Origin of the sequence: Pseudomonas sp. GZD-222 (assembly GCF_049310525.1) — a bacterium.
GTDB lineage: Bacteria > Pseudomonadota > Gammaproteobacteria > Pseudomonadales > Pseudomonadaceae > Aquipseudomonas.
Window position 1 is genome coordinate 17668 of the sequence record NZ_JBMOWO010000089.1, and the last position, 22548, is coordinate 40215.

The 22548-nt window shown below is 61.5% G+C and carries 17 protein-coding genes; 4 read left to right on the forward strand and 13 right to left on the reverse strand.

Annotation, left to right across the window (positions count from 1 at the left end; translation table 11 throughout):
• Positions 1–5 precede the first annotated feature (5 nt).
• The 13 genes from ACO6VD_RS17260 to ACO6VD_RS17320 all read right to left on the reverse strand — a co-directional run bounded on the left by ACO6VD_RS17260 (position 6) and on the right by ACO6VD_RS17320 (position 17953).
• Positions 6–2777 carry a response regulator gene (locus ACO6VD_RS17260; RefSeq protein ID WP_422420817.1) on the reverse strand — a complete coding sequence of 924 codons (2772 nt, stop codon included), beginning with the start codon at positions 2775–2777 and terminating at the stop codon, positions 6–8.
• Positions 2778–2912: 135 nt separating this feature from the next.
• Positions 2913–4208 (reverse strand): phosphoribosylamine--glycine ligase, encoded by a 1296-nt coding sequence (gene purD / locus ACO6VD_RS17265; protein WP_422420819.1) that lies wholly within the window; start codon positions 4206–4208, stop codon positions 2913–2915.
• 19 nt (positions 4209–4227) lie between these two features.
• On the reverse strand, positions 4228–5835 hold the full coding sequence (purH, locus tag ACO6VD_RS17270; RefSeq protein ID WP_422420821.1) for a bifunctional phosphoribosylaminoimidazolecarboxamide formyltransferase/IMP cyclohydrolase: 1608 nt from the start codon (positions 5833–5835) through the stop codon (positions 4228–4230).
• Positions 5836–5917: 82 nt separating this feature from the next.
• Entirely contained in the window at positions 5918–6238 is a 321-nt protein-coding gene (gene fis / locus ACO6VD_RS17275; protein WP_003186237.1) for a DNA-binding transcriptional regulator Fis, read from the reverse strand.
• Positions 6235–7248 (reverse strand): tRNA dihydrouridine synthase DusB, encoded by a 1014-nt coding sequence (dusB, locus tag ACO6VD_RS17280; protein ID WP_400172397.1) that lies wholly within the window; start codon positions 7246–7248, stop codon positions 6235–6237. The genes fis and dusB overlap by 4 nt, the downstream gene beginning before the upstream one ends.
• A 156-nt stretch (positions 7249–7404) precedes the next feature.
• Positions 7405–8679, reverse strand: coding sequence for a DUF3426 domain-containing protein (locus tag ACO6VD_RS17285; RefSeq protein ID WP_422420823.1), 1275 nt, complete (start codon positions 8677–8679; stop codon positions 7405–7407).
• A gap of 40 nt (positions 8680–8719) precedes the next feature.
• Positions 8720–9598, reverse strand: coding sequence for a 50S ribosomal protein L11 methyltransferase (prmA, locus tag ACO6VD_RS17290; RefSeq protein WP_422420825.1), 879 nt, complete (start codon positions 9596–9598; stop codon positions 8720–8722).
• A 164-nt stretch (positions 9599–9762) separates the two neighbouring features.
• Complete coding sequence (gene accC / locus ACO6VD_RS17295; RefSeq protein WP_400172394.1) at positions 9763–11118, reverse strand: acetyl-CoA carboxylase biotin carboxylase subunit; 1356 nt, start codon at positions 11116–11118, stop codon at positions 9763–9765.
• Positions 11119–11135: 17 nt separating this feature from the next.
• On the reverse strand, positions 11136–11594 hold the full coding sequence (accB, locus tag ACO6VD_RS17300) for an acetyl-CoA carboxylase biotin carboxyl carrier protein (protein WP_400172393.1): 459 nt from the start codon (positions 11592–11594) through the stop codon (positions 11136–11138).
• Between the two features lie 100 nt (positions 11595–11694).
• On the reverse strand, positions 11695–12147 hold the full coding sequence (gene aroQ, locus ACO6VD_RS17305) for a type II 3-dehydroquinate dehydratase (protein WP_400172392.1): 453 nt from the start codon (positions 12145–12147) through the stop codon (positions 11695–11697).
• A gap of 173 nt (positions 12148–12320) precedes the next feature.
• Positions 12321–14111: a protein-disulfide reductase DsbD gene (locus ACO6VD_RS17310; RefSeq protein WP_422420834.1), complete on the reverse strand. Its 1791-nt coding sequence runs from the start codon at positions 14109–14111 to the stop codon at positions 12321–12323.
• A 156-nt stretch (positions 14112–14267) separates the two neighbouring features.
• Positions 14268–16229, reverse strand: coding sequence for a methyl-accepting chemotaxis protein (locus tag ACO6VD_RS17315; RefSeq protein ID WP_422420828.1), 1962 nt, complete (start codon positions 16227–16229; stop codon positions 14268–14270).
• A gap of 110 nt (positions 16230–16339) precedes the next feature.
• Positions 16340–17953, reverse strand: a complete 1614-nt coding sequence (locus ACO6VD_RS17320; RefSeq protein ID WP_422420829.1) for a diguanylate cyclase — start codon at positions 17951–17953, stop codon at positions 16340–16342.
• A gap of 281 nt (positions 17954–18234) precedes the next feature.
• Here ACO6VD_RS17320 and ACO6VD_RS17325 point away from each other — a divergent pair, with 281 nt between their 5' ends.
• The 4 genes from ACO6VD_RS17325 to speA all read left to right on the forward strand — a co-directional run bounded on the left by ACO6VD_RS17325 (position 18235) and on the right by speA (position 22482).
• A complete protein-coding gene (locus ACO6VD_RS17325) occupies positions 18235–19308 on the forward strand; it encodes a DUF2333 family protein (protein ID WP_400172390.1) in 1074 nt (357 codons plus the stop codon).
• 3 nt (positions 19309–19311) lie between these two features.
• Positions 19312–19848 (forward strand): NUDIX hydrolase, encoded by a 537-nt coding sequence (locus ACO6VD_RS17330; RefSeq protein WP_400172389.1) that lies wholly within the window; start codon positions 19312–19314, stop codon positions 19846–19848.
• 195 nt (positions 19849–20043) lie between these two features.
• A complete protein-coding gene (locus ACO6VD_RS17335; protein ID WP_010221702.1) occupies positions 20044–20415 on the forward strand; it encodes a translation initiation factor Sui1 in 372 nt (123 codons plus the stop codon).
• A gap of 153 nt (positions 20416–20568) precedes the next feature.
• On the forward strand, positions 20569–22482 hold the full coding sequence (gene speA, locus ACO6VD_RS17340; protein ID WP_422420831.1) for an arginine decarboxylase: 1914 nt from the start codon (positions 20569–20571) through the stop codon (positions 22480–22482).
• Positions 22483–22548: the final 66 nt, after the last annotated feature.

Sequence of the window (22548 nt, forward strand, 5' to 3'; positions counted from 1 at the left end):
GGCGCTTACGAGGCGGGCACCTCATTGGCCTCGGCCTCACGGTGTGCCACCCAGTGTTCGATCAGGTCGCGCAGTTGAGACAACTCCACCGGCTTGGCCATGTGGCCATCCATACCGGCCAGGCGCGCGCGCTCTTTGTGCTCCGCCAGAATATGCGCGGTCAGGGCCACCACCGGCGTACGCCTGCGCTGGTTGCTGATTTCCCAGATGCGCAGTTGCTGAGTGGCAGAGAAGCCGTCGAGCACCGGCATTTCGCAGTCCATTAATACCAGGTCGTAGCGCTGGGCTTTCATTGCCTGCAGGGCCTCTTCGCCGTTGCTGGCGGTATCCGGCTCCAGGTTAAGCTTGCCAAGCATGCCGCGGATAACTTTGGTCGAGATGTTGTTGTCTTCCGCCACCAGAATGCGGAAATCGCTGGGCAGGTGCAGCGGTGTGCCCAGGCTGGCCGGTGTCGGGAAGATCGGCTGGTCCTTGCTGCGTTGGGCCAGCTCTTCAGCCAGGGTGGTCTTGAGGGTGTAACCGGCCACCGGCTTGGCCAGGATCCGCTTGACCCCGGCATTGCGCGCGATGACTTTGCTCGGCGCATTGCTGATACCGGTGAGCATGATCAGCAGAATGTCGTGGTTAAGGCTCGGGTCTTCCTTGATCTTGGCTGCCAGCTGCATGCCGGTCATGCCTGGCATGTTCTGATCGAGCAGGACCGCATCGAAATAGTCACGCAGGTGCGCTTTGGTGCGCAGCAAGGCCAGGGCTTCTTTGCCAGACGGCACGGCGCTGACATTCATGCCCCAGGCGCTGCACTGCTGCACCAGCACCTTGCGGCAGGTATCGTTGTCGTCCACCACCAGTACCCGGGCGCCGCGCAGCGGACCGTCGAGGTCGGTGGCAGGCTGTTCGAGACGCTGGGGGTCCAGCGGCAGGGTCAGCCACAGGGTGTTGCCCATGCCGTGGCTGGTCTTGATGCCGAACTCACCTTGCATCAGGGTGATCAGCTGCTTGGCAATGACCAGGCCCAGGTGCCCGCCCAGCTTGTTGCTGGAAAGGAAGTGTTTGCTATGCAGCTCGGCCTGCAGCAGCGCTTCGCGCTCGCCAGGGGGCATGGCCTCGCCGCTGTCCTGCACAGCGATGCGCAGGCGTGGCAAGTCGCCTCTTTGGTCGAGCGCCACGACCAGGAGAATCTCTCCCTGCTCGGTTTTTTTCAGGGCGTTTTCCAGTAGGCTCAGCAGCGCCTGGCGCAGGCGTGTCGGATCGCCGCTGATTACCCGTGGCACCTGCGGCTGGGTGAAACTGATCAACTCGATGTTCTGTTGCTCGGCCTTGGCGCGGAAAATACTCAGGCAATCCTCGATCAGCGCGTTGAGATCGAACTGCACGTCATCCAGCTCGATCTGGCCGGACTCGAGCTTGGAAATATCGAGAATTTCGTTGATCAGGGTGAGCAGTTCATTGCCTGCGCTGTGGATAGTCTGCACGTAATCGCGCTGCTTGACCGACAGCGGGGTGCCCAACAGCAGTTCGGTCATGCCCAGCACGCCGTTCATTGGCGTGCGGATCTCATGGCTGATCTTGGCCAGGAACTCGGCCTTGGCATTGATCTCGGCGTTGCTGGCCGCCAACTCGCGACTGGCACTGAAGCGCTCTTCACTGATCCGCCGCAAACGCTCGCTGACCGACAGGTTGAGCAGCAGGCCGCTCAGGCTGGTCAGCCCCAGGAGGGTGAACAGCAGCCATTGCGTTGGTGTGCGGGTCAGCCCGAGCAGCGCGGGAAGGACCACCAGGCAGCCGACGTTGAACAGCAGCATTGATATCGCGAACAGGCGCGCAGGCTCATAGCCCTTGTACCAGTGGTAACTGGCAATCAGCAGCATGCTCACGCTACCCAGCGCGAACAGCACGTAAGTCATCAGGTTGAGCGGCAGGGTATCGACGAACAACAGCAACAGGCCGCAGAGCCCGATCAGGATCATCTCTCCCTGCAACAGACGGTTCAGCCGTGGCTGCTCGCGGGGGCCGAAGAAGCGCAAGGTAAAGGTCAGGCCGGCGAGGCTTGCGAGCAAGGCTGTGAGGTACGCCGCCGGGGTCTGGGCCGAGTGCCAGAGGCTCCACCAGGGGCCGCTGAGGTTGAGCAGGATCAGCGCGCTGAGCAACATCAGGCCGTGATAGGCCGCCAGGCTCAGGCTGGTGGTGGAGCGCGAGTAGGCAAAGCGGATGAGGTTGTGCAGCATGAGCATCAGCAGACAGCCAAACAGCAGGCCGAACAGCAGAGTCTGGCGCTGGTCGGCGGCGACCAGCGTGGCAGGCTCGAGGCTGATGCTGGGGCGCAGTTGATGCTCGGAAACCAACCGCAGGTAGATATCCAGCGTGCGCGCACTGCTGGGCAAGGGCAGTTGGTGATCACTGCTGCGTACGCTCGTTTCGCCGCTTTCGGACGGACGACCGTTATGGATGTGCTTGATCAGATGGTCGCCATCGAGGGCGAAGAGATCAAGGCGAGAGAGATCCGGAGCGAAGACCCGCAGCAGCTGTTCGTGCTCTCCGGGTTCCAGGCGGTAGTGCAACCACAGCGCCTCGTTGGGCGTTGCGGCATCAAGCTGGTTCAGCTGCAGCGGGCTGAATTGGGTGCGATAGCGTTCGGAACGCACATCACTGAGCTGAAGGTTGGCCTGTTCGTCGAGCAAAACCGCCCAGCCACTGCTTTGTTCGGCTGAAGCCGGGAACAGGCAGAGTAGAGTCAGCAGGCTGACGGTGAGGCCTATGGCGATCCTGAGCCAACGCACGACGAGATCCCTTCTTAGCAAAGTGCCGAATGATAACTATGCGCGGCGCGCCAAGGTGAAGGCAAGGCCCATGAAGGGCCCTGTCGACAGGCTGGAAGCAGAACACCGACGGCGTTGCTGCTTCCAGGCGCTTTGTTACTGCTGGTGTTCACCGCGTTCGCGGGCAATGGCGCGGTAGCCGATGTCCTTGCGGTAGAAGCTGCCTTCCCAGTTTACTTCGCCCGCCAGACGATAAGCCTGCTGTTGGGCTGCTTCGACAGTTTCGCCCAGGGCGGTGGCGCAGAGTACGCGGCCACCGGTGGCAACCACCTGGCCGTCCTTCAGGGCGGTACCGGCATGGAACACCTTGCCGGTCAGCTGAGCGGCAGCGTCCAGGCCGTTGATCGCTGCACCCTTGCTGTAGTCGCCAGGGTAGCCGCCGGCAGCCAGGACCACGCCCAGGCTTGGACGCGGGTCCCATTGCGCTTCAACCTTGTCCAGGGCTTCGGCGAAGGCGGCTTCGATCAGCAGCACCAGGCTCGATTGCAGGCGCAGCATGACCGGCTGGGTTTCCGGATCGCCGAAGCGGCAGTTGAACTCGATGACCTTAGGGTTACCAGCCTTGTCGATCATCAGACCGGCATAGAGGAAACCGGTGTAGACGTTACCTTCTTCAGCCATGCCGCGCACGGTCGGCCAGATCACCAGGTCCATTACGCGCTGGTGCACTTCGGCGGTGACCACCGGGGCAGGCGAGTAAGCGCCCATGCCACCGGTGTTCGGGCCGGTATCGCCGTCGCCTACACGTTTGTGGTCCTGGCTGGTGGCCATTGGCAGCACATTCTTGCCATCAACCATAACGATGAAGCTGGCTTCTTCGCCATCGAGGAACTCTTCGATGACCACGCGTGAACCGGCGTCACCGAAGGCGTTGCCTGCGAGCATGTCGCGTACGGCCTCTTCGGCTTCAGCCAGGGTCATGGCGACGATCACGCCTTTACCGGCGGCCAGGCCGTCGGCCTTGATCACGATCGGTGCGCCTTTTTCGCGCAGGTAGGCCAGGGCCGGCTCGATCTCGGTGAAGTTCTGGTAGTCAGCGGTAGGGATCTTGTGGCGAGCCAGGAAGTCCTTGGTGAAGGCTTTGGAGCCTTCCAGCTGGGCTGCACCCTTGGTTGGACCGAAGCAGTCCAGGCCGCGGCTGCGGAACAGATCGACAACACCGGCAACCAGCGGGACTTCAGGGCCGACAATGGTCAGGGCAACGTTTTTCTCGGCGAAATCGGCCAGTTGTTCCAGGGCGGTGACGTCGATGTCGACGTTCTCGCACTTGGCTTCAATGGCGGTGCCAGCGTTACCCGGGGCAACAAAAACTTTCTCGACCCGTGGGTCCTGAGCGACTTTCCAGGCCAGGGCGTGTTCACGACCGCCGCTACCGATAATCAAAACTTTCATGTCAAAACCTCGATGGCGATTAGTGGCGGAAGTGGCGCATACCGGTGAAGACCATAGCGATGCCAGCTTCGTCGGCAGCAGCAATGACTTCAGCATCACGCATCGAACCACCTGGCTGGATCACCGCAGTGATACCCACTTTAGCCGCGTTATCGATACCGTCACGGAACGGGAAGAACGCATCCGATGCCATGACCGCACCTTGCACCTGCAGGCCAGCGTGCTCTGCCTTGATTGCAGCAATGCGTGCGGAGTTCACACGGCTCATCTGGCCAGCGCCAACACCGATGGTCTGACGGCCCTTGGCGTAGACGATAGCGTTGGATTTGACGTACTTGGCTACTTTCCAGGCGAAGATCAGGTCGTCGATCTCCTGCTGGGTCGGTGCACGCTTGGTCACTACTTTCAGGTCCGCAGCAGTGATCATGCCGATGTCGCGGCTCTGTACCAGCAAGCCGCCAGTAACGCGCTTGTAGTCCCAGGCAGCGGCACGCTCGGCCGACCACTGGCCGCAGGCCAGCAGGCGAACGTTGGCCTTGGCGGCAACCACGGCACGCGCTTCATCGCTGACGCTCGGGGCAATGATGACTTCGACGAACTGACGCTCGACGATAGCCTTGGCGGTTTCGGCATCCAGCTCGCGGTTGAAGGCGATGATGCCGCCAAAAGCGGATTCTGTATCGGTTGCGTAGGCCAGTTCATAAGCCTGGCGGATACCGCCTTCGGCATCCGGGCTCACCGCCACGCCGCACGGGTTGGCGTGCTTGACGATGACACAGGCAGGTTTGACGAAGCTCTTCACGCATTCCAGCGCGGCGTCGGTATCAGCCACGTTGTTGTACGACAGTTCTTTGCCCTGCAACTGGACGGCGGTGGCAATGCCGGCTTCAGCAGGCTTGGACTCGACATAGAACGCCGCGCTCTGGTGCGGGTTCTCGCCGTAGCGCATTTCCTGGGCTTTGACGAACTGGCTGTTGAAGGTGCGCGGGAATTCGCTGCGACCTTCGGTGCTCAGGGTTTCGGCTGCCTGGTTAACGGTGCCCATGTAGTTGGCGATCATGCCGTCGTAGGCGGCAGTGTGTTCGAACGCCTTGAGCATCAGGTCGAAACGCTGGGCGTAGGTCAGGCCGCCGGCCTTGAGGCTTTCCAGAACCTGACCGTAGTCGCTGGCGTTGACCACGATAGCGACGTCTTTGTGGTTCTTGGCTGCCGAACGGACCATGGTCGGGCCGCCGATGTCGATGTTCTCGATGGCGGTCGGCAGGTCACAGCCCGGTTTGGAGATGGTGGCTTCGAACGGGTAGAGGTTGACCGCAACCAGGTCGATCGGCTTGATTCCGTGTTCGGCCATGATGGCGTCGTCGGTGCCGCGGCGGCCGAGGATGCCACCGTGGATTTTCGGGTGCAGGGTCTTGACCCGGCCGTCCATCATTTCGGCAAAGCCGGTGTAATCGGCAACTTCCACCGCGGCAACGCCGTTGTCCTGGAGCAGCTTGAAGGTGCCGCCGGTGGACAGGATCTCGACGCCGAGCTGTTCCAGCTCACGGGCAAATTCAAGGATCCCGGTCTTGTCGGAGACACTGATCAAGGCGCGGCGGATCGGCAGGCGGGTAGTCTGGTCGGTCATTTCAGATTCCATAACGCGGTGGAGTCAGCAAAAAAGGCGACCTCATCGAATGGGAGCCGCCTTTTCTGGTTTGGATGCTTGCTTACAACAAATCGTACTGCTTAAGCTTTTTTCGCAAGGTGCCGCGGTTGAGTCCGAGCAGCTCGCTGGCCTTGGTCTGGTTGCCCTTGACGTAGTTCATCACGCTTTCGAGCAACGGCGCTTCGACTTCCGAGAGCACCAGGTTGTACACGTCCGTGACGGCCGCGCCCTCGAGATGGGCGAAATAGTTGTGCAGCGCCTTTTCCACACTGCCGCGAAGGGTCTGGCCCTCTTCGCTCGGTGTATTCAGGTGCTGTTTCAAGTTGACGTTGTCGCTCACGGGCGTTGTTCCACTCACTAAAGTCTCGGTCATCATCGTCATGCGGCCACCCCTTGTCCGTCCTCTGTCTCAAGGCTCTGTTCACGCTCGCGGAAAAAGCCACGAACGTCGGCGCACTGCGCTTGCGTATCTTCCAAACGATTGAACTGGGCGCGAAATTCCCTGGCGCCCGGAAGCGTTGCCAGGTACCAGCCGACATGCTTACGGGCGATGCGTACGCCCATCACATCGCCATAAAAGGCGTGTAGCGCGGCCAGGTGCTCCAGCAGAATGCGTTCCACTTCTTCCAGTTGTGGCGCCGGCAATTGCTCGCCGGTGCGCAGGTAATGCTCGATCTCGCGAAAGATCCATGGCCGCCCCTGGGCAGCCCGGCCAATCAACAGACCGTCGGCTCCGGTCGCTTGAAGCACGGCCCGAGCCTTTTCTGGCGAAGTGATATCGCCATTGGCAAATACCGGGATCGACACCGCCTGCTTGATTGCCGCGATGGTGTCGTACTCGGCGTCGCCGGTGTAAAGGTCGGCACGGGTGCGGCCATGTACCGCCAGCGCCTGGATGCCAGCCTGTTCGGCAATCTTTGCCACGGTCAGGCCGTTTTTGTTCGCCCGGTCCCAACCCGTGCGGATTTTCAGCGTGACCGGTACATCCACGGCGGCAACCACCGCGTGGACGATCTCACTGACCAAGGCTTCATCTTTCAATAAAGCAGAGCCTGCAGCCTTGTTGCAGACTTTTTTTGCCGGACAGCCCATGTTGATGTCGATGATCTGCGCGCCAGCCTCGACATTGGCCCGGGCCGCAGCGGCGAGCATCTGCGCGTCACCACCGGCGATCTGTACCGAGCGCGGCTCGGGATCACCTTCGTGAATCATGCGCAGGCGCGACTTGCGGCTGTTCCACAGGCTCATGTCACTACTGACCATCTCCGACACCACCAGGCCTGCACCCATTCGTCGGCATAGCTGACGAAATGGTTGGTCCGTGACCCCGGCCATCGGCGCGAGGATCAGGTTGTTCTGCAGTGTGTATGGGCCGATGCGTACCGCCGACATAGGAGTTCCCTGTTGTGGGGCCGGATCATTAGAGTTCGAAAAAGGGTGGGCATGATACCCGCTCTCGGTGACCGGATAAAGATCGATTTGGATAAAATCTGAACAGCTGCGGCGTTATGCCCGACAGTTTGGAGTGCCGGGCATACAGGTCGGGCGCTATTCGGGGGAGCGGAAGCTCAGGCTGTAATTAACCGCTTTGGGTCCTGGATCGAGGATATCCAGGGCGATGTGGATCGGCACCTGGCTGGGCATTTCGCCCTTGCCGGCCAGTTCACCGCTCAGATACTCGGCAGGCTTGAAACGGCGGCTGGCGATCAGCTGGCCGTTGAGGTCGGCAAAGCGCAGCTCCAGCAGCGGGAACGGCTGGGTGAACGGTGCGCGGTTGTAGATGATCGCATCGACGATCAGCGCGCCGTTGAAGTCCGGGTGGCTGCGTACCACCAGATTGCTGCTCTTGATCCGGGCGATATCGACGCGCGACGGTACGGTGCAGCCTACCTGCGGGCAGATCTGCTGGAACCAGGGGCGGTACTGGTCCTGGCGGGCCAGTTCGTCAAAGTGATACCAGATGTACTGGCCCGCCAGCGCGGCGGCGGCCAGCAGCACCAGAAAGATCCACAGCAGGCGTTTGCCCCAGTGGGCCTTGGGCTTTTGCCAGTCCAGCTGCAGTGGGTCGTCGACCAGGTCGAGCAGCGGCTCTTTGCGCGCGGGGCGGCTGGAAACTGGGCCAAGTCCGGGCTCGTGGCGCTCGTTCTGATCGTTCGGCAGCTCATCCAGGTCGTCATCCAGCTCTTTCGCCGACAGACGCTCTACAGGGGGTTCGTCAACCTCCGGCGCTATCGCGTGAGGGTGGTGCGGCACGTCGTCCAGATCATCATCCAGTACATCCGGGGTCAGTGACAGCGACGGCTCCGTGCGCTCGCCCGGTGCTGGCGCGAGGTCCAGGGGCTCCTGTTCGATCAGCGGTGGTTGTGGCTCGTCGAGTGTATCGCCCTGTGCTTGACGCTCGCTGGCCGGGGTACTGAACAGGCTGTCAGGCCAGTGCTGGTCATCGCTTTCCGGCTCGTCGCGGTGGGCGCTGAGGCTGTCTTCACGCGGGACACTGGCCTTGAACTCGGTGGTCGGCTGGATTTCACGTTGCTCAAGGCGCGCCAGTTCCTGGTCCAGGTCCAGCTCATCGAGGTCCAGCTCGCTGGCGCTCCACTCGCGCTTACCGACCGGGGTCGTTGGCTCAGGTACCACTGACTCGGGGGGCGCGGGTTCAACAACGGGCTGTTGCGCGGCACTTTGTTCCAGCAGTTGCTTGGCGGCGTTGAACACCTGCAGACAGGCGCCACAACGCACCACACCGCGAGCCACGCTCAACTGATTGTGGTTGACGCGAAAGCTGGTCTGGCAATGCGGGCACTGGGTGACGAAACTGTCGGTCATGCGGCGGTCCGGGTTGTACAGATAATTATTTTAGGCGCAGTTAGCGGCGGCGACCACTGATGCGTACCCAGCCGTCACGAACGCTGATCGGATCCAGCTCGAAGTCCTTGGCGTAGGCCGCTGCGACTTCTTCGCCCTGTTCGGCGAGGATCCCCGACAGTGCCAACAGGCCACCTGGGCGTACCAGGCCAGACAGTTGTGGCGCCAGCGAAACCAGCGGTCCAGCGAGGATGTTGGCGACCAGCACATCGGCCTGCATCGCCGGCATGTGCTCGGGCAGGTACAGGGCAAACTTCTCGTCGGCGATGCCGTTGCGCCCGGCGTTGTCGCGGGAGGCTTCCAGGGCCTGGACGTCGATATCGGTACCGACCGCTTCGCGGGCGCCGAGCAGCAGGGCGGCAATCGCCAGAATTCCCGAGCCACAGCCGAAGTCGAGCACTTGCGTGTCTTTCAGGTCCTGACCGTCCAGCCATTCCAGGCACAGCGCGGTGGTCGGGTGGGTACCGGTACCGAATGCCAGGCCTGGATCGAGCAGCAGGTTCACTGCTTCTGGTTCCGGGGCGGCATGCCAGCTCGGGACGATCCACAGGCGCTGACCGAAACGCATCGGCTGGAAGTTGTCCATCCAGCTACGCTCCCAGTCCTGGTCTTCGATGACTTCGGCCTGGTGCTCCGGCAGCGCCGCACCGGTCAGCAGCTGCAAGTGAGCGAACACTGCAGCGGCGTCTGTATCGGCTTCGAACAAGGCCAGCAGATGGGTGTGCGACCACAGCGGCGTAGTGTTGAGGTCGGGTTCGAAGATCGGTTGATCTTCGGCGTCCATGAAGGTGACCGAAACCGCACCTACTTCAAGCAGGGCATCTTCATAGGTTTCGGCTTGTTCCGGGCTGATGGCCAGACGTACTTGCAGCCAAGGCATGGCGGGCACCTTTGGAAAAATCTACAGGGGCAGCCCTAGGCTGCGAGAAGCCCGCCAGTTTACTTGAGTGTGAGGGGTTTGTGGAAACAACCCGGTTTGAGCAGGCCTCCCCAAAAAAAAGACCCCGGCCACTGGCCGGGGTCTTTTTTACATCACCTGCTGAATCACTCCTGGTTAGCCAGTTTGTGTTCCAGATAGTGAATGTTGACACCACCTTTGCAGAAACCTTCATCACGCACCAGGTCGCGGTGCAGCGGGATGTTGGTCTTGATACCGTCGACGACGATTTCATCCAGGGCATTGCGCATGCGTGCCATGGCTTCGTCACGGTCTTTGCCGTAGGTGATCAGCTTGCCGATCAGCGAGTCGTAGTTCGGCGGAACCGCATAACCACTGTACAGGTGCGAGTCGACGCGAACGCCGTTGCCGCCCGGAGCGTGGAAGTGCTTGACGGTGCCTGGGCTCGGGATGAACTTCTTCGGGTCTTCGGCGTTGATCCGGCACTCCAGGGAGTGACCGCGAATCACTACGTCATCCTGGGTGAACGACAGCTTGTTGCCAGCGGCGATGCTGAGCATCTCCTTGACGATGTCGATACCGGTGACCATCTCCGAAACCGGGTGCTCCACCTGAACACGGGTGTTCATTTCGATGAAGTAGAACGCGCCGTTTTCGTAGAGGAACTCGAAGGTGCCAGCGCCACGGTAGCCGATCTCGATGCACGCATCGACACAGCGCTTGAATACTTCCTGGCGGGCTTTTTCGTCGATGCCTGGGGCCGGTGCTTCTTCCAGTACCTTCTGGTGGCGGCGCTGCAGCGAGCAGTCGCGGTCACCCAGGTGCACGGCGTTGCCCTGGCCGTCGGACAGTACCTGAACTTCCACGTGACGCGGGTTGGTCAGGAACTTCTCGAGGTAGACCATCGGGTTGCCGAACGCGGCACCGGCTTCGGTGCGGGTCAGCTTGGCCGAGGCGATCAGGTCCTCTTCCTTGTGCACAACGCGCATGCCGCGACCACCACCGCCACCTGCGGCCTTGATGATCACCGGGTAGCCGACTTCACGGCCAATGCGCAGGGCTTCCTCTTCGTCTTCCGGCAGCGGGCCGTCGGAACCCGGCACGGTAGGAACGCCGGTCTTGATCATCGCGTCCTTGGCCGACACCTTGTCGCCCATCAGGCGAATGGTGTCAGCTTTCGGGCCGATGAAAGCAAAACCGGAGTTCTCGACCTGCTCGGCGAAGTCGGCGTTTTCCGCGAGGAAACCGTAGCCTGGGTGAATGGCGGTAGCGCCGGTCACTTCGGCAGCGGCGATGATCGCCGGGATGTGCAGGTAGGACTGGCTGGCCGAAGCCGGGCCAATGCAAACCGACTCGTCTGCCAGGCCCAGGTGCATCAGTTCACGGTCAGCCGTGGAGTGTACGGCGACGGTCTTGATGCCCAGCTCTTTACAGGCACGCAGGATCCGCAGGGCAATTTCCCCGCGGTTGGCAATCAGGACTTTTTCCAGCTTCGCAGACATCGTTGGCTCTCCGCGGTTCAAACGATGGTGAACAGCGGCTGGTCGAACTCAACCGGCTGACCGTCTTCTACCAGAATGGACTCGATCACACCGCTGGTTTCAGCTTCGATGTGGTTCATCATCTTCATGGCTTCGACGATGCACAGGGTGTCGCCTTTCTTCACGGTCTGGCCGACTTCAACGAAGGCTGGCGAGCTAGGCGAGGCTTTGCGGTAGAAGGTGCCGACCATTGGCGAACGGGCAACGGTGCCGTTCAGTTTTGGCGCGGCTGGCGCTTCGGCGGCGGCCGGTGCAGCGGCAACTGGAGCTGCTACTGGAGCGGCAGCGGCGACTGGAGCCGGCGCGTAGTACTGCTGGGCCGGGGTCTTGCTGTGACGGCTGATCCGTACGGATTCCTCGCCTTCCTTGATCTCCAGCTCGTCGATGCCAGACTCTTCCAGCAGTTCGATCAGTTTCTTGACTTTACGGATATCCATTAATCATCAACTCCCAAGGTTCGGTCAGGGGCGTAAATATAAAAACGTGTTAGCAAACGTTTCTTGTGAGCCCCGGCCTATTCAGGCCAGGTTCTCGTCATCAGGGCTTTGCGTTAGCAGCCAGGTATTCCAGGGCAGACTCCAGGGCCAGCCGATAACCGCTGGCGCCCAGGCCGCAGATCACTCCTACAGCGACATCAGAAAAGTAGGAGTGATGGCGAAAAGGTTCACGCTTGTGCACGTTGGACAGGTGCACTTCGATGAATGGGATGCTCACCGCCAGCAATGCGTCACGTAATGCGACACTTGTGTGCGTGAAAGCCGCCGGATTGATCAGGATGAAGTCGACACCTTCGCCGCGTGCGGCATGGATGCGGTCGATCAATTCGTACTCGGCATTGCTTTGCAGGTACTGCAGGTGATGGCCGGCGGCGCGAGCGCGCTGCTCCAGGTCCTGGTTGATCTGAGCCAGGGTAATCGCGCCGTAAACGCCCGGTTCGCGGGTGCCAAGCAGGTTCAGGTTGGGGCCGTGCAGCACCAGTAGCGTTGCCATCTGTGGTTCCTTTTATCGTTAGGCACAAACGTTGCGCGGCGACTATGCCGTAAACCGGCGGGCAGTGTCTAGTTGCCGACAATAGCCAGCACGATGACCGAGATTCACGCCAAATATGTGACTAATTTATTAATTTCGGTCATTGCTGATGGCTTTTGTGCGGCCAGAAGAAGTTATAGACCCAGATCGGCGCGAATGCGCGTGAGATGCTCGGCAAATTCGCCGGCGTTTGTCTCACCTACTACCCGAACGCTGGTTTTTTCGCTGCCGTTCGCGTCAAAGAACAACAGCGCCGGCGGGCCGAACAGCTGGTAGCGATCGAGCAGGGCACGTTGCTCGGCGTTGCTTTCGGTGATGTCGAAGCGGACCAGCGTGTAGTCCTCAAGCTGGCGTTTGACCGCCGGGGCGGTCAGCACCTCGTGTTCGATGACCTTGCAACTGATGCACCAGTCGGCGTACCAGTCCAGTACCACCGGTTTTGCTGCGGCCTTGGCCTGGGCCAGGGCGCTGTCGAGGGCGGCAGGGGTGGTCACGGTCTGCCAGTCACTTTCGCTGCTGACCTGAGTGTTAGCACTGCCGCCGCCGAAGCTGGCTTGAGGCAGCGGGCGCAGTGGATCGGTCTGGCCGCTCAGGGCGCCATACCAGCAGGCCAGGGCATAGACCAGCAACAACAGACCGAGCAATTGCGCCAGGCGTTGCAGCGTGGTTTTCACGGTGAACTCCAGAGCACCAAGGAACACCGCCACACCAGCACTCAACAGGCCCACCAGCAATAGCGTGACCTGGCCGGGCAGGATGCGGCTGAGCAGGCCGATGGCCAGGCCCAGCAACAGCACGCCAATGGCATTTTTCACCGTAACCAGCCATGGGCCGCTTTTCGGTAGCCACGCTGCACCGCCGGTGGCCACCAGCAACAGCGGGGCGCCCATACCCAGACCCAGGGCGAACAGTTTCAGTGCGCCACCCAGGGCATCGCCACTGGCACTTATATACAGCAGCGCACCGGCCAGTGGTGCCGACACACAGGGCGATACCAGCAAGCTTGAGAACACCCCGAGCACTGCCGCGCCGATCAGCGAGCCGCCCTTGGTCTGGCCGACCAGGCGTTCCAGGCGATGGCTGATGGCGTGTGGCAGCTTCAGTTCGAACAGGCCGAACATGGCCAGGGCGAACAAGACGAAAAACAGCGAGAACGGTACCAGCACCCAGACGGACTGCAGGCGCGCCTGCAGGTTCATGCCCGCGCCGAACAGCCCCATCAACGCTCCGAGCAGGGCGAAGCAGGCGGCCATCGGCAGCACGTAGGCCAGCGACAGGCTGAAACCGCGCAAGCCGCCGACCTGGCCGCGCAGGACCACGCCGGAGAGGATTGGCAGCATCGGCAATACACAGGGGGTGAAGGTTAGGCCGACGCCGGCGAGGAAGAACAGCAGCAATTCTTTCCAAGTCCACGCCTTTGCAGTTGTCTCGGCAGCATTGCTGGTGGGCGCAACAGCACTGCCTTCGATACTCAGGCGTGCGGTTTCGGGCGGGTAGCACAGGCCTTTGTCGGCGCAACCCTGGTAGCCCACCAGCAGGGTAAAGGCACGCTGTTCGTTGGCCGGGCGAGGAATGTCGATGTCGAGGATGCCGTGGTAGACCTCGACGTCACCGAAGAACTCGTCGTGCTTGGCTTCGCCGGGCGGGATCTGCGCAGTGCCCAAGGCGATGTCGGCCGGTTCGCTGCGGAACTGGAAACGATGGCGATACAGGTAATAGCCATCGGCGGCGACGAAGCGCAATTTTATGGTCTGTGCATCGCTTTGCACCACGCTCAGCTTGAAGGCTTCATGCACCGGCAGGAAGTCGCTGCTGTTGTTCAGCGAAGCAGCGCCGAGGGTCGCGCTGGGACGGTTGTCGAGCAGGCCGGCACCGACGGCGGGCATGGCCAGGAGCAGGAAAATCAGGCAAAGCAGGCGGCGCATGGCGGTCTCGCTGTACAGAAGTGCCTGCATGATAACGGACTTTTGGCGGGGTCGGTGGGCTGGAAGAGTGCTGGAGTTGGCCCCTGTAGGAGCGGATTCATCCGCGATGGACTGCGCAGCAGGCCCTGCCCTTCGCGGATGAATCCGCTCCCACAGTTACACCCGAAACGTGCGCACCGCCGTATTCAACTCGCCCCCCAGCCTGAGCAACTGTTCACCTTGCTCACGGCCTTCACCAATGCGCTGAAGGTTGTCTTCCCCCAGATCATGAATCCGCTCACTGTGATCACGAATCTCGCTTACCGCGCCGCTCTGCTGGGCGGTGACGTCGGCGATGCGTACTGCAGTGCTGGAAATGGTCTGGATCGAGGCAACGATTTCATCCAGCGCACCGTCGGCGGCTTGCGCCTTGTCTGCGGTAGCTTCGGCATGTTCGAGCTGGGCGCGCATGCCCTCCACCGACTCGCGGGCGGCCTGTTGCAGGCGGGCAATCAAGGTCTGGATTTCGCCGGTAGCGCCGGTAGTGCGCTGGGCCAGGGAGCGCACCTCTTCAGCCACGACAGCAAAACCACGGCCCATCTCTCCGGCGCGTGCGGCTTCAATCGCGGCATTCAGGGCCAACAGGTTGGTTTGTTCGGCAATCGAGCGGATCACCGTGAGAACACCGCCGATGGTGGCCGACTCTTCAGCCAGTTGCTCAATCATTTGCGCATTGCCTTGTACTTCATCGACCAGCGCACGCAGGCCGGTAAGGCTCTGGCCGATGACCGCCTGGCCTTGCTCCACGGCACGTCCGGCATCGCGGCTGGCGTCGGCGGCCTGGCTGGCATCGCCGGCCACTTGCAGGATGGTCGCCTCCAGTTCGCCTAGCGCATCGCGGATTTGCGCGGTGTCTGCAGCCTGGCGCTCGGCACCCTCATGCAAGGCGCTGCTCATCCCGGCCAGGGCATGGCTGCTGCCCGCCACCTGTTCGGCATTGCTGCGTATAGTGCCGACCAGCTCTACCAGATACAGGCGCAGGCGGTTGAGGGATTCCTGGATGTCGTGCATTTCGCGGTTGCTTTTGCCCAAGGCGATGGCCTGACTGAAGTCACCCTCGGTCCAGCGCGAAAGCGCCGGGGCCAGGTTGGTCAGGACCCGTGCCAGGCGCCGCTGCAAGGTATCGATAAGCAAAGCGATCACCAGGATCAGGGCAATCATCAAACCCTGGATCAGGCGTACTTCGCCCTGGATCGTGGCGTGCTGGCTACGCACCAGCGGTTCAAGGGCGGCGATGGCCTGCTGTACGGCGTCGATCTGCTGATGGGTGCGCTCGGCCAGCTCGCTGCGACGCTGGATTTGCTCGCGGGTACGCTGCAGTTCGCCCGGGTAGCGCTTGAGCAGGCTGTTCAGTTCCCGTTTGAGCGCGACGCCGCTGTCTTCGGTTTCGCCAGTGCTCTGGGTTTCCAGGCCCATGAGGGCAGCAAAGTCATCGGCATTCGATTCGCGCGCAGCGCTGACACCGAGCAGCGGCAGTTCATCGAGTATCCGGGCCTGGGCGACGATCTGTTCAAGCTCGCGTTCCACCTCATCGGCCAGTTCGCTACGGCCACTGCTGACCAGCTTGTCGCGGGTCAGCGACAGTCGCGAAAGGTGCAGTGCCGCGCGAAACAGCGGCGCGGCATAGCGCCCGGCATCGCTGCCGGTGCTGCTTTGGGCGTAACCGGCCAGCTGATCAAGGCTGGCGCCCAGCTCGCGTTCCGCCTGGAGCAGCAAGGCTTGCGGGTCACCGGCCAACTTACCGGCAGCCAGCAATTCGGTGCCCGCAAAGCTTTGCAGGCTGTCCAGGCTTGGACGCAGGGGGGCTACCAGCGCGGCGGGCAGTTGCTGCAGTTCTTCTTGCAGGGCCGCCGTCGCCTGAACCGCCGTGGCGTGGCGTAAGGCATCGCCGCTATTGAGGTAGTCGAGAATGTTCCGGGCCGCCTGGTTCTGGAACTGCTGCGACAGCGACAGGTAGCGCTCCATCATTTGATAGGGGCGTTCCAGGGCGCGCTGCGACCACCACAGGGTGGCGCCCAGGGCGATACACACGGTTACCAGTAACAGGGTGTTGAAATTGGTGAGCAGCTTCAGGCGCATGTCCAGGGTCTACCAACGGCCGAATGGTAAGCCCCTGAAGTTATTGCGTTTTTATGACCGGGTTATGACGGGAACGGAATACAGGCTAAAAAAGTGGCACTTTGCCTTATCTAGCCGACGCGTTGCACCCGGTTGCGTCCAGCCCCCTTGGCCTGGTACAGGGCTTCATCGGCGGCGGTAGCCATGCTCAGGGCGTCAAGTTCGTCACTCAATTGCACCACACCGGCACTGAAGGTGCAGAACAGATCCTTCGGCTGAGCGGGGTAATTAATCTCGGCGAAGCGGCGGCGAATTTCATCCAGCACTTTATGCGCGGCGCTCAGATCGGTGTTGGGCATGACAATGGCGAACTCTTCACCGCCGTAGCGGCCGATGAAGTCGGTCTTGCGCAGGCGCTGCTTGAGAAACAACGCCAGGCTCTTGATCACTCGGTCGCCCATGGGGTGGCCATGGCTGTCATTGACCTTCTTGAAGTGGTCGATGTCGAGCATGGCAAAGCTCAGCGGCTGCTCTTCGCGGCGGGCGCGGAAGCTGCAGTCTTCGAGCAGTTGCAGGATATGGGTGTGGTTGTACAGGCCGGTCAGGCTGTCGCGCACCATCCGTGCCTTGAGATTGCGGGCGCGGGCGGCACGGTTGCGTACCGTGGTGATCAGGTGGCGCGAACGGATCGGCTTGGTCAGGAAGTCGTCGCCGCCTTCGCTCATGGCGTCGAGTTGTTTGTCCAGGTCGTCCTCGGCAGACAGGTAGATGATCGGCACGCTGACGTAACGGTCATTGTGACGGATCACCTTGGCCAGCTCGGTGCCGGTGCAATCGGGCATATACATGTCGAGGATGATCAGGTCGGGCTGGAAATCTGCCAGCTCGGCCATGGTACGGATCGGGTCGGTCAGGGCCCGGGTGACGATACCGGCACTGTTGAGCAGGCGCTCGGTGTGCATGGCCTGGGCCCGGGAGTCGTCGATGATCAGTACCTTGAAGGGTTCGTACTGGGTGACGCTGGTCAGCAACTCGACCTTTTCCAGCAGGCTCGAAGCCTCCAGGGTGCCGGTAAGGAACTCCTGGCCCCCGGCGCGCACTGCCGCAAGGCGCGTCGGCGTGTCGGTTTCATGCAGGCTGAAGAACAGTAATGGCACCCGTTGTTCCAGGCCTTGCTGGGCCTGCGCCGCCAATTGCAGGCCGACGCCGCTGCCGGTGAAATCGACATCCATGACAATAACGGACGGTAGGCGCTCGCTCATCGAGGAGCGGAACGCATCGGCGCTGTACAAGGCTTGTACACCAAGGCCGAAGAACTCCAGTTGCTGAGCCAGACGCTCGGCGCGGTCATGGTCCTGGAGCATGATGTAGACCGGTTTGCGCAACGGCGGCAAGGGTACCTGTTCAAGCAGGTCGCCCTGACGCAGGCCGGTACGCGACAGGCGCTGCATCAGGCGGTTGAGTTCGCTGATCAGGGTGCTGCTCAGGCGCGCGCTGTTGGCCTCGACGGCGGCCAGGGTCTGGCCAATGGCCTCGGCCAGCTGGCTGTGCTCGGGTTGTTCAAAGCGCTCGGCGTAACGCTGCAGGCGCAGGTTGGCCTCGCACAGCTCGCCCAGATCGCCAGTCGACCACTCGCTGCGTTGCAGGCGCTGCCAGATTTCGAGGATCTGCCGAGCCTGGTGAATGACCCGCTGGGCAAAGTGTTGCTTGAGGCGCTCACGATTGGGGTCTTCTGGCTCGGTCATGTCCTGACTACTTATTAAGGGTGAGGCAGTTCGAGTAATGGCTCTATGCTAGCACCACTTTCTGGACAATCGAGTGTCTTGTATCAATTATCTGTACAGGTTTGTTTATTCAGTTGCTGACTCGATAGTCGCTTATGCGAACCGGCGCGCTTGATTTATAGTGCAGCGATACTTGCCGACCCCGGCAGGCGGCGCAGACCGGAATAACCGCACAGCGCTGGCACGAAGCCCGGGGGTTGCGGTCGAACCCCTTGAACCGACGTGACAGAAAGGACAACGCCATGCTGGACTGGAAAAACCGTACAGGCAAAGCCGAGGCGCGTGAGCGGGTCGAACCGCGCAGTGCCGCCACTCGCAGTTACTTTGGCGGACTGTTTTTCAGCCGCGCGCTGGGCACGCTGATTGGCCTGTACCTGCTGGTATGCATCGGCCTGGGGTGGTACTGGAGCGCCGAGCCCGACCTGTTCCCGGTGCAGCAGAATGCCCAGGCTGCCGCCGAGATGACCGGCCAGCAGATGGTCGTCGGCTACACCACCGTCGAAACCCTCAAGACGGTGGCCGGCACCTTGCTGAACAAGCCGGGCGGCTACATTTCCAACGACCGCTTCCCACCGGGCTTGTGGATGGACAACATGCCCAGCTGGGAATATGGCGTGCTGGTCCAGGTCCGCGACCTGAGCCGGGCGCTGCGCAAGGACTTCGCCCGTTCGCAGTCGCAGTCGGCTGAAGACGCGGATCTGGCCAAGGCCGAGCCGCGCTTCAACTTCGACAACAAGAGCTGGATCCTGCCGTCGAGCGAATCGGAATTCCAGGAAGGCATCAACTCCCTGACCCGTTACCAGAAGCGTCTGGCTTCGCCGGATCAGCAAGGCGCGCTGTTCTACACCCGTGCCGACAACCTCAACAACTGGCTGGGCGACGTTGCCACCCGTCTGGGCTCGCTGTCGCAGAGGCTGTCGGCCAGCGTCGGGCGGGTCAAGCTCAACAGCAGCCTGAAGACCGAGACCGTGGTTGCCGGGCAGGCGCCGCAGCTGGATGAAGAAGTAGTCGAGACCCCGTGGCTGCAGATCGACAACGTCTTCTACGAAGCCCGTGGTCAGGCCTGGGCGCTGTCGCACCTGCTGCGCGCCATCGAGGTGGACTTCGCCGATGTATTGGCGAAGAAGAACGCCACCGTCAGTGTGCGTCAGATCATCCGTGAGCTGGAGGCTTCCCAGGAGCCGCTGTGGAGCCCGATGGTACTCAATGGCAGCGGCTTCGGCATGTGGGCCAACCACTCGCTGGTCATGGCCAACTACATCTCCCGTGCCAACGCTGCAGTGATCGACCTGCGCCAGCTGCTGTCGCAAGGCTGATTGGTGGCCATCTCCAAGCAAGAGGCGGCGCACCGCGCTGCCTCCGATGCCGAGCTGATCGCTTGGGTAGACGAGCACGATCAACCCCTGGGGGCCTTGCCTCGCGCCGAATTGCGTGAGAAGGGCCTGATCGGGCGCGGTACTTACATTCTGCTGTTCAACTCGGCCGGTGAGCTGTGCGTGCACCGGCGTACCGAAAGCAAGGCGATCTATCCGGGATACTGGGACGTGGCCGCCGGTGGCATGGTCCAGGCTGACGAAAGCTTTGCCGAGTCAGCCGCCCGCGAACTGGAGGAAGAGCTGGGTGTGGCGGGTGTCGAATTGACCGCCCATGAGCGCTTTTTCTTCGACCAGCCGGGTAACCGGCTCTGGTGCGCGGTGTTTTCAGCCGTCTGGGACGGGCCTTTGCGCCTGCAACCCGAGGAAGTCAGCGAGGCTCGCTTCCTGCCGCTTGAACAGGCCCTGGCCGACAGTCGGCAGCAGCCTTACTGCCCCGATTCGCTGGCCGCTCTGCAGCGCTATATCGACCGTCGGGCCTGACGTCGCGAATCACGTGCAAAATGGCGCAGTTTTGTACTTAGCATCTGCGGATTTTATCGTTACACTGCGCGGCCTTTTAAGGCTGCCGTACCCTGGGTGCGGCAGTTGCGCTGCCCCTGCCAGAGTGGGGCTTCGCGGTCGGTACCCTGCCCGGGGCATCGACCAGTTTTTGTCCTCACCGTACGAGGATCAAAAGTGGCCAAAAAAGCCGCATCATTCGCCGCCCTTGGTGGCCTGGTGTTCTCCACTGATGCAGGTCGGCATTGTCCGGACTGCAGCAAACCCATAGATGCCTGCATCTGCAAACAGACGCTCATCCCCGAAGGCGATGGCATTGCTCGCGTGCGCCGCGAAAGCAAAGGCCGTGGCGGCAAGACGGTGACGACCATCAGCGGTGTACCGCTGCCCCTGGAACAGCTCAAGGATCTGGCCAGTACGCTCAAGCGTCGCTGCGGAACCGGCGGCGCGTTGAAAGACGGGGTCATCGAAATTCAGGGCGATCATGTCGAGCTGTTATTGGCGGAGCTGATCAAACAAGGCTTCAAAGCGAAAAAGTCCGGCGGCTGAAGACCGCATCGCGATTTTTTGCAGTTCGCTTTCTAAACTCGTTCCCGTAGGAAGGGTCTATCCCTGAACACGGAAAATCGTCATTTCCAGGTTTTACACTGCGCCCGCCAGTTGCTGGCCGGTGTTATTCGACTTTCTATATAGGGGACTTCAATGTCCGTACGACGCACACGCAAAGACGATGGCAGCCAATGGACAGTTGCGGACAGCCGCAGTGTTTACGGGATTCGCCATTGGGGGGCCGGTTACTTCGCAATCAACGAGGCCGGTCGCGTCGAAGTCCGCCCCAACGGGCCAGGCAGTGCACCGATCGATCTGTTCGAACAAGTCGACGAGCTGCGCAAGAGCGGCCTGTCGCTGCCGCTGCTGGTTCGTTTTCCGGACATCCTGCAAGACCGCGTGCGCCAGCTGACCGGCGCATTTGACGCCAACATTGCGCGTCTGGAATACCAGAGCCAGTACACCGCGCTGTACCCGATCAAGGTCAACCAGCAGGAAGCGGTGGTGGAAAACATCATCGCCACCCAGAACGTGTCCATCGGACTGGAAGCCGGTTCCAAGCCTGAGCTGCTGGCGGTACTGGCGCTGGCGCCAAAAGGCGGCACCATCGTCTGCAACGGTTACAAGGACCGTGAGTTCATTCGTCTGGCGCTGATGGGCCAGAAGCTTGGCCACAACGTTTTCATCGTCATCGAGAAAGAGTCGGAAGTGGCCCTGGTGATCGAAGAAGCGGCCGAGCTCAAGGTCAAGCCGCAGATCGGTCTGCGCGTGCGCCTGTCGTCGCTGGCATCGAGCAAGTGGGCGGATACCGGTGGCGAAAAATCCAAGTTCGGCTTGTCGGCCGCACAGCTGATCTCGGTGGTCCAGCGTTTCCGTGACGCGGGCCTGGATCAGGGCATCCGTCTGCTGCACTTCCACATGGGTTCGCAGATTGCCAACCTGGCGGACTACCAGCATGGTTTCAAGGAAGCGATCCGTTACTACGGCGAGCTGCGCGCCCTGAACCTGCCGGTCGATCATATCGACGTCGGTGGCGGTCTGGGTGTCGACTACGACGGTACCCACTCGCGCAACGCCAGCTCGATCAACTATGACATGGACGATTACGCCGGTGTCGTGGTCGGCATGCTCAAGGAATTCTGCGATGCCCAGGGTCTGCCGCATCCGCACATCTTCTCCGAGAGCGGCCGCTCGCTGACCGCGCACCACGCCATGTTGGTGGTGCAGGTTACCGACGTCGAGAAGCACAACGACGAAGTGCCGGTGATCGACAACAAGGAAAGCCTGCCGGAGACCGTCCAGTGGCTGGCCGACCTGCTCGGCCCGACCGATATCGAGATGGTCACCGAGACCTACTGGCGTGCCACGCACTACATGAGCGACGTGGCTGCGCAGTATGCCGACGGCAAGATCACCCTGGCCGAAAAAGCCCTGGCCGAACAGTGCTATTTCGCCGTGTGCCGTCGCCTGCACAACTCGCTCAAGGCCCGTCAGCGCTCGCACCGTCAGGTGCTGGACGAGCTCAACGACAAGCTCGCCGACAAGTACATCTGCAACTTCTCGGTGTTCCAGAGCTTGCCCGACACCTGGGCGATCGGCCAGGTACTGCCGATCCTGCCGCTGCATCGCCTCGACGAAGAGCCGATGCGCCGTGCGGTACTGCAGGACCTGACTTGTGACTCCGATGGCAAGATCAACCAGTACGTCGACGAGCAGAGCATCGAGACCAGCCTGCCGGTACACGGAATCAACGAAGGCGAAGACTACCTGCTGGGGATCTTCCTGGTCGGTGCTTACCAGGAAATTCTGGGTGACATGCACAACCTGTTTGGTGACACCGACTCGGTGAACATCTACCAGAACCCCAACGGCAGCGTGTACCACGCCGGTATCGAGACCCATGACACCATCGAAGACATGCTGCGCTATGTGCACCTGTCGCCGGAGGAGTTGATGACTCACTACCGTGACAAGTGCGCCAGCGCCAAGATCACTGCGCGTGAGAAGACCCAGTTCCTCGATGCCTTGCGTCTGGGGCTGACTCGCTCGTCTTACCTGTCGAGCTGATGCAATCGCGGGGGAAGGCCGATCCCCCCCCCTCCTTTGGGGTGGGGTTGCCCCCCGATGCTTTTC

Excerpts from the sequence above, each read along its gene's own strand:
- prmA (WP_422420825.1), bottom strand. The coding sequence starts at position 9,598 with ATGCCTTGGCTGCAAGTACGTCTGGCCATCAGCCCGGAACAAGCCGAA.
- ACO6VD_RS17315 (WP_422420828.1), bottom strand. The coding sequence starts at position 16,229 with ATGCGCCTGAAGCTGCTCACCAATTTCAACACCCTGTTACTGGTAACC.
- accB (WP_400172393.1), bottom strand. The coding sequence starts at position 11,594 with ATGGATATCCGTAAAGTCAAGAAACTGATCGAACTGCTGGAAGAGTCT.
- fis (WP_003186237.1), bottom strand. The coding sequence starts at position 6,238 with ATGACGATGATGACCGAGACTTTAGTGAGTGGAACAACGCCCGTGAGC.
- speA (WP_422420831.1), top strand. The coding sequence starts at position 20,569 with ATGTCCGTACGACGCACACGCAAAGACGATGGCAGCCAATGGACAGTT.
- aroQ (WP_400172392.1), bottom strand. The coding sequence starts at position 12,147 with ATGGCAACGCTACTGGTGCTGCACGGCCCCAACCTGAACCTGCTTGGC.
- purD (WP_422420819.1), bottom strand. The coding sequence starts at position 4,208 with ATGAAAGTTTTGATTATCGGTAGCGGCGGTCGTGAACACGCCCTGGCC.
- ACO6VD_RS17310 (WP_422420834.1), bottom strand. The coding sequence starts at position 14,111 with ATGCGCCGCCTGCTTTGCCTGATTTTCCTGCTCCTGGCCATGCCCGCC.
- purH (WP_422420821.1), bottom strand. The coding sequence starts at position 5,835 with ATGACCGACCAGACTACCCGCCTGCCGATCCGCCGCGCCTTGATCAGT.
- ACO6VD_RS17320 (WP_422420829.1), bottom strand. The coding sequence starts at position 17,953 with ATGACCGAGCCAGAAGACCCCAATCGTGAGCGCCTCAAGCAACACTTT.
- ACO6VD_RS17285 (WP_422420823.1), bottom strand. The coding sequence starts at position 8,679 with ATGACCGACAGTTTCGTCACCCAGTGCCCGCATTGCCAGACCAGCTTT.
- dusB (WP_400172397.1), bottom strand. The coding sequence starts at position 7,248 with ATGTCGGCGGTACGCATCGGCCCATACACACTGCAGAACAACCTGATC.
- ACO6VD_RS17325 (WP_400172390.1), top strand. The coding sequence starts at position 18,235 with ATGCTGGACTGGAAAAACCGTACAGGCAAAGCCGAGGCGCGTGAGCGG.
- accC (WP_400172394.1), bottom strand. The coding sequence starts at position 11,118 with ATGTCTGCGAAGCTGGAAAAAGTCCTGATTGCCAACCGCGGGGAAATT.